Source organism: Streptomyces sp. JHA26 (assembly GCF_002005565.1).
In the GTDB taxonomy this organism is placed as follows: Bacteria; Actinomycetota; Actinomycetes; order Streptomycetales; family Streptomycetaceae; genus Streptomyces.
In genome coordinates this window covers 1-4,762 of sequence record NZ_BDJC01000119.1, presented here as the reverse complement: position 1 = coordinate 4,762, position 4,762 = coordinate 1, and the positions used below count along the sequence as shown (strand labels likewise).

The window sequence follows — 4,762 nt, the reverse complement described above, 5'->3', positions numbered from 1 at the left end:
GTCCGCCGAAGGACGGGGCCCCGGCGGACGAAACGGCCCGTCGAGGCGGCGTCCGGCGCGGGCGGCGCCGACGGCACCCCCGCCGACGGCACCCCCGCGCCGCGCACCGTCGGCGCCGACACCCGCGGGAGGCCGCGATGAAGGCACTGGTCACCCGGCTCGACAGCTTCGGCGACGTGCTGCTCGCCGGACCCGCCGTGCGCGCCGTCGCCGCCCGCGCCGACCACGTCACCCTGCTGTGCGGGCCGCGCGGCGCGCCCGCGGCCCGGCTGCTGCCCGGCGTGGACGAGGTCCTGGTGTGGGACGCGCCGTGGGGCGGGTTCGAGCCGCCCGCCGTCGACCGGGAGGACATCGACGCCCTCGTGGACCGGATCGACGCCGACACCGCGCTGGTCCTCACCTCCTTCCACCAGTCCCCGCTGCCCACCGCCCTGGTGCTGCGCCTGGCCGGCGTCCGGTACATCGCCGCGGACAGCGTGGACTACCCCGGCTCCCTGCTCGACCTGCGCCACCGGCGCGCCCCGCACGCCCACGAGGCCGAGGCCGCCCTCGACCTCGCCGAGGCGGCCGGGTTCCCGCGCCCCGACGACGGGCGCCTGCGGGTGCACCCGCCACCCCCCGCCGACGACCTCACCGGCCCCGGGCCGTACGTCGTCCTGCACCCCGGCGCCAGCGTCCCCGCCCGTGCCTGGAGCCCCGAGCGCAGCGCCGAGGCGGTGCGCGAACTGGCCGCCGCCGGGCACCGCGTGATGGTCACCGGCGGCCCCGACGAGCGCGACCTGACCGCGTACGTCGCGGGCACCCACGGCACCGACCTCGGCGGCCGCACCGGGGCACCCGAACTGGCCGGCGTCCTCGCGGGCGCGGGCGTCGTCGTCACCGGCAACACCGCGCCCGCCCACCTCGCCGCCGCCGTCGGCACCCCCGTGGTGTCCCTGTTCGCCCCGGTCGTCCCGGCCGAGCGCTGGCGGCCCTACGGCGTCCCGTACGTCCTGCTCGGCGACCAGGACGCGCCCTGCGCCGACAGCAGGGCCCGGGACTGCCCCGTCCCCGGCCACCCCTGCCTGGACACCGTCACCGGCACCGACGTGGCCGCCGCCGTCGAGAAGCTCCTGGGGGAGGCATGAGGATCCTCATCTGGCACGTGCACGGGTCGTGGACCACGGCCTTCGTGCAGGGCCCCCACACCTGCCTCGTCCCGGTCACCCCCGACCGGGGACCCGACGGTCTCGGCCGCGCCCGCACCTGGGACTGGCCCGAGTCGGTGATCGAGGTCCCGCCGGAGAAGCTGCGGGACGAGGACATCGACCTCGTGATCCTCCAGCGCCCCCACGAACTCGCCCTGGTCGACCGGTGGCTGGGCCGCCGCCCGCCCCTGGTCTACCTGGAGCACAACGCCCCCGACGGCGACGTGCCCGACACCCGACACCCCGCCGCGGACGTCCCCGGCGTCACCCTCGTCCACGTCACCCACTTCAACCGGCTGATGTGGGACGCCGGCCCGGCGGACACCACCGTCATCGAGCACGGCATCGTCGACCCCGGCCACCGCTGGACCGGCGAGCTGGAACGCGCCGCCGTCGTCGTCAACGAACCGATCCGGCGCGGGCGTACCACCGGAACCGACCTGCTCCCCGCGTTCGCCCGCGTCGCCCCGCTCGACGTGTTCGGCATGCGTACCGAAGGCCTCGCCGCGCACATCGGCGTCGACCCCGGGCGCTGCCGCACCCAGGACGTCGTCCAGAGCGACCTGCACACCGAACTGGCCCGCCGCCGCGTCTACGTCCACCCCGTGCGCTGGACCTCGCTGGGCCTGTCCCTGCTGGAGGCCATGCATCTGGGCATGCCCGTGGTAGCGCTCGCCACCACGGAGGTGACCGAGGCCGTGCCCCCGGGCGCCGGGGTCGTCTCCAACCGCATCGACGTACTGACCGACGCCGTACGCGACTTCCTCGCCGACCCGCCGCACGCGCGGGCCGTCGGCGAGGCGGCCCGTGCGGCGGCCCTGTCCCGCTACGGGCTGTCCCGCTTCCTGGACGACTGGGAGCGGCTGCTGAAGGAGGTGACCCGATGAGGATCGCCATGGTGTCCGAGCACGCCAGCCCCCTGGCCGCGCTCGGTGGCGTCGACGCCGGTGGACAGAACGTCTACGTGGCCCGTCTCACCGAGGAGTTGGCCCGGCGCGGCCACGACGTCACGGTCTACACCCGCCGCGACTCGCTGGACCTGCCCGACCGGGTGCCGCTGCCCGGCGGCGGCATCGTCGAGCACGTGCCGGCCGGACCGGCCGAAGTCCTCCCCAAGGACGACCTGTTCCCGCACATGCCGACCTTCGGCGCCTACCTGGCGCGCGCGTGGACCCACGAGCGGCCCGACGTGGTCCACGCCCACTTCTGGATGTCCGGCATGGCCTCCCAGATCGGCGCCGCACCGCACGGCATCCCCCTCGTGCAGACCTTCCACGCCCTCGGCACCGTCAAGCGGCGCCACCAGGGCATGCGGGACACCAGCCCGTACGAACGCATCGGCATCGAGCGGCAGATCGGCCGCACCTGCGCACGGGTGCTGGCCACCTGCACCGACGAGGTCGTCGAACTCGGCGACATGGGCGTGCCGCCCCGGCAGGTGTCCGTCGTGCCCTGCGGCGTCGACGCCGGGCACTTCCGCCCCGGCGCCGCCTCCGGCCGCACCCCCGCCCGCCGGCAGCGGCACCGCCTGCTGGCCTGCGGCCGGCTGGTGCCCCGCAAGGGCTACGACCAGGCGATCCAGGCCCTCGCCGACGTCCCCGACACCGAACTCCTCATCGCCGGCGGCCCGCCGTCCGACGCCGTGGACGCCGACCCCGAGGCACAGCGCCTGACCGCGCTCGCCCACCGCGCCGGCGTCGCCGACCGGGTCCGGCTGCTCGGCGCGGTCGACCCGCGCGACATGCCCGCCCTGCTCGGCAGCGCCGACCTGGTGCTGTGCACCCCGCTCTACGAGCCCTTCGGCATCGTCCCGCTGGAGGCCATGGCCTGCGGCGTGCCCGTCCTCGCCACCGACGTCGGCGGCCACCGCGACTCCGTCGCCGACGGGGCCACCGGCCGCCTCGTCGCCCCGCAGGACCCGGACGCGATCGCCGAGGCCGCCTGCGAACTCCTCGCGGACGGGGAACTGCGCCGCCGCTACGGCGCGGCCGGCCGCGAACGCGTCCTGACGCACTACACGTGGCGGCGCGTCGCCGACGGCGCCGAGCAGGTCTACCGCCTGACGCTCGCCGACCACGCCCTGTCGAAGGAGGTGGCGTGATGACCGTGCACCCGCCCGTCGTCGGACACTGCGACGAACTCCAGGAGGCGCTGCGGGCGTTCCGCGCCTCCGCGCACGTCACCGAACGCTGGGGCGAGCGGCTCGCGGCCGTCCTGTCCGGCGGCGGCAGGCTGCTGGCCGCGGGCAACGGCGGCAGCGCCGCCCAGGCCCAGCACCTGACCGCCGAACTCGTCGGCCGCTACCGCGACGACCGGCCGCCGTTCTCCGCGATCGCCCTGCACGCCGACACCTCCAGCACCACCGCCATCGCCAACGACTACGGCGTCGACGAGGTGTTCGCCCGCCAGGTGCGCGCCCACGGCCGTGAGGGCGACGTGCTGATGCTGCTGTCCACGTCCGGCGCCAGCGCCAACCTGCTGTCCGCCGCCGACGCCGCACGCGCGATCGGCATGCGGGTGTGGGCGCTCACCGGCTGCGAACCCAACCCGCTCATGGCGGGCAGCGACGAGTCCCTGTGCGTGGACGCCCCCTCGACGGCCACCGTCCAGGAGATCCACCTGGTCGCCGTGCACATGGTCTGCGCGGCCTTCGACGCCGCCCTGGACCGGGGCGCACGGGACGGGAGGACGCGGAGGTGACGCGACGCACGGCTGACAGGACCCCGCTGGTGGTGGTCGGCGACGCCCTGCTGGACCGCGACCTGACCGGCTCCGCCGACCGCCTCGCCCCCGACGCGCCCGTGCCGGTCGTGTCCGGGTGCGCCGAACGCGTACGGCCCGGCGGTGCCGCGCTCGCCGCCTACCTCGCCGCCCGCGACGGCCGCGAGGTCACGCTGATCACGGGCGTCGGCGACGACCCGGCGAGCCGGATCCTGCGCGAACTGCTCGACCCGTGGCTGACGTTGGTCGCGCTGCCGCTGACCGGCACCCTGCCCGAGAAGACCCGCGTCCTCGCCCAGGACCGGCCCGTCGTCCGCCTCGACCGCGGCGGCGGCCGGGCCCGCGAGGCCACCGACGAGGCCCGCGCCGCGCTCCGCTCCGCCCGGGCGGTCCTGGTCTCCGACTACGGCCGCGGCGCGGCGGACGCCCTACGGGACGTCCTGGCCGCCCGCCCGCCCCTGGTCTGGGACCCGCACCCGCGCGGGGGCGCCCCGGTGCCCGGCACCCGGCTGGTGACGCCCGCCGAGAAGGAGGCGCACGGCTTCGCCCCCCGGGACGGCGCGGCCGGCGGCGGCCTGCGCGCGGCCGCGCACCACGCCGCCGCGCTGGTGCGCGACTGGCGGGTGGCCGCGGTGACGGTGACCCTCGGTGCGCGCGGCGCCCTGCTGTCCTACGGGGAACACCCGCTGCTCGTCCCCGCGCCCGCCTCCCACCACGGCGACTCCTGCGGGGCGGGCGACCGGTTCGCCGCGACCGCCGCCGGGCTGCTCGCCGACGGCGCGCTGGTGGGGGAGGCCGTCGAGGGCGCGGTGAGCGCGGCGACGGCGTTCGTCGCGGCGGGCGGTGCCGGCGCC

5 protein-coding genes are annotated in these 4,762 nt (G+C 77.0%); all 5 read left to right on the top strand.

Translation table 11 applies throughout. From position 1 onward, the window contains the following. Positions 1–137: 137 nt before the first annotated feature. Positions 138–1,127, top strand: coding sequence for a glycosyltransferase family 9 protein (locus JHAT_RS33175; protein ID WP_077801989.1), 990 nt, complete (start codon positions 138–140; stop codon positions 1,125–1,127). Then, positions 1,124–2,074, top strand: coding sequence for a glycosyltransferase (locus JHAT_RS33170; RefSeq protein ID WP_077801988.1), 951 nt, complete (start codon positions 1,124–1,126; stop codon positions 2,072–2,074). Before JHAT_RS33175 ends, JHAT_RS33170 begins: the two co-directional genes overlap by 4 nt. Continuing rightward, positions 2,071–3,288 (top strand): glycosyltransferase, encoded by a 1,218-nt coding sequence (locus JHAT_RS33165; RefSeq protein WP_077801987.1) that lies wholly within the window; start codon positions 2,071–2,073, stop codon positions 3,286–3,288. The genes JHAT_RS33170 and JHAT_RS33165 overlap by 4 nt, the downstream gene beginning before the upstream one ends. After that, positions 3,288–3,887, top strand: a complete 600-nt coding sequence (locus JHAT_RS33160; protein ID WP_077801986.1) for an SIS domain-containing protein — start codon at positions 3,288–3,290, stop codon at positions 3,885–3,887. Before JHAT_RS33165 ends, JHAT_RS33160 begins: the two co-directional genes overlap by 1 nt. Then, positions 3,884–4,762: PfkB family carbohydrate kinase (locus tag JHAT_RS33155; protein ID WP_253195691.1), on the top strand; the 879-nt coding region annotated here is incomplete at its 3' end. The genes JHAT_RS33160 and JHAT_RS33155, both read left to right, overlap by 4 nt.

Coding starts and splice junctions, on each gene's coding strand:
- JHAT_RS33175 (WP_077801989.1), top strand. CDS start 138: ATGAAGGCACTGGTCACCCGGCTCGACAGCTTCGGCGACGTGCTGCTC.
- JHAT_RS33170 (WP_077801988.1), top strand. CDS start 1,124: ATGAGGATCCTCATCTGGCACGTGCACGGGTCGTGGACCACGGCCTTC.
- JHAT_RS33165 (WP_077801987.1), top strand. CDS start 2,071: ATGAGGATCGCCATGGTGTCCGAGCACGCCAGCCCCCTGGCCGCGCTC.
- JHAT_RS33160 (WP_077801986.1), top strand. CDS start 3,288: ATGACCGTGCACCCGCCCGTCGTCGGACACTGCGACGAACTCCAGGAG.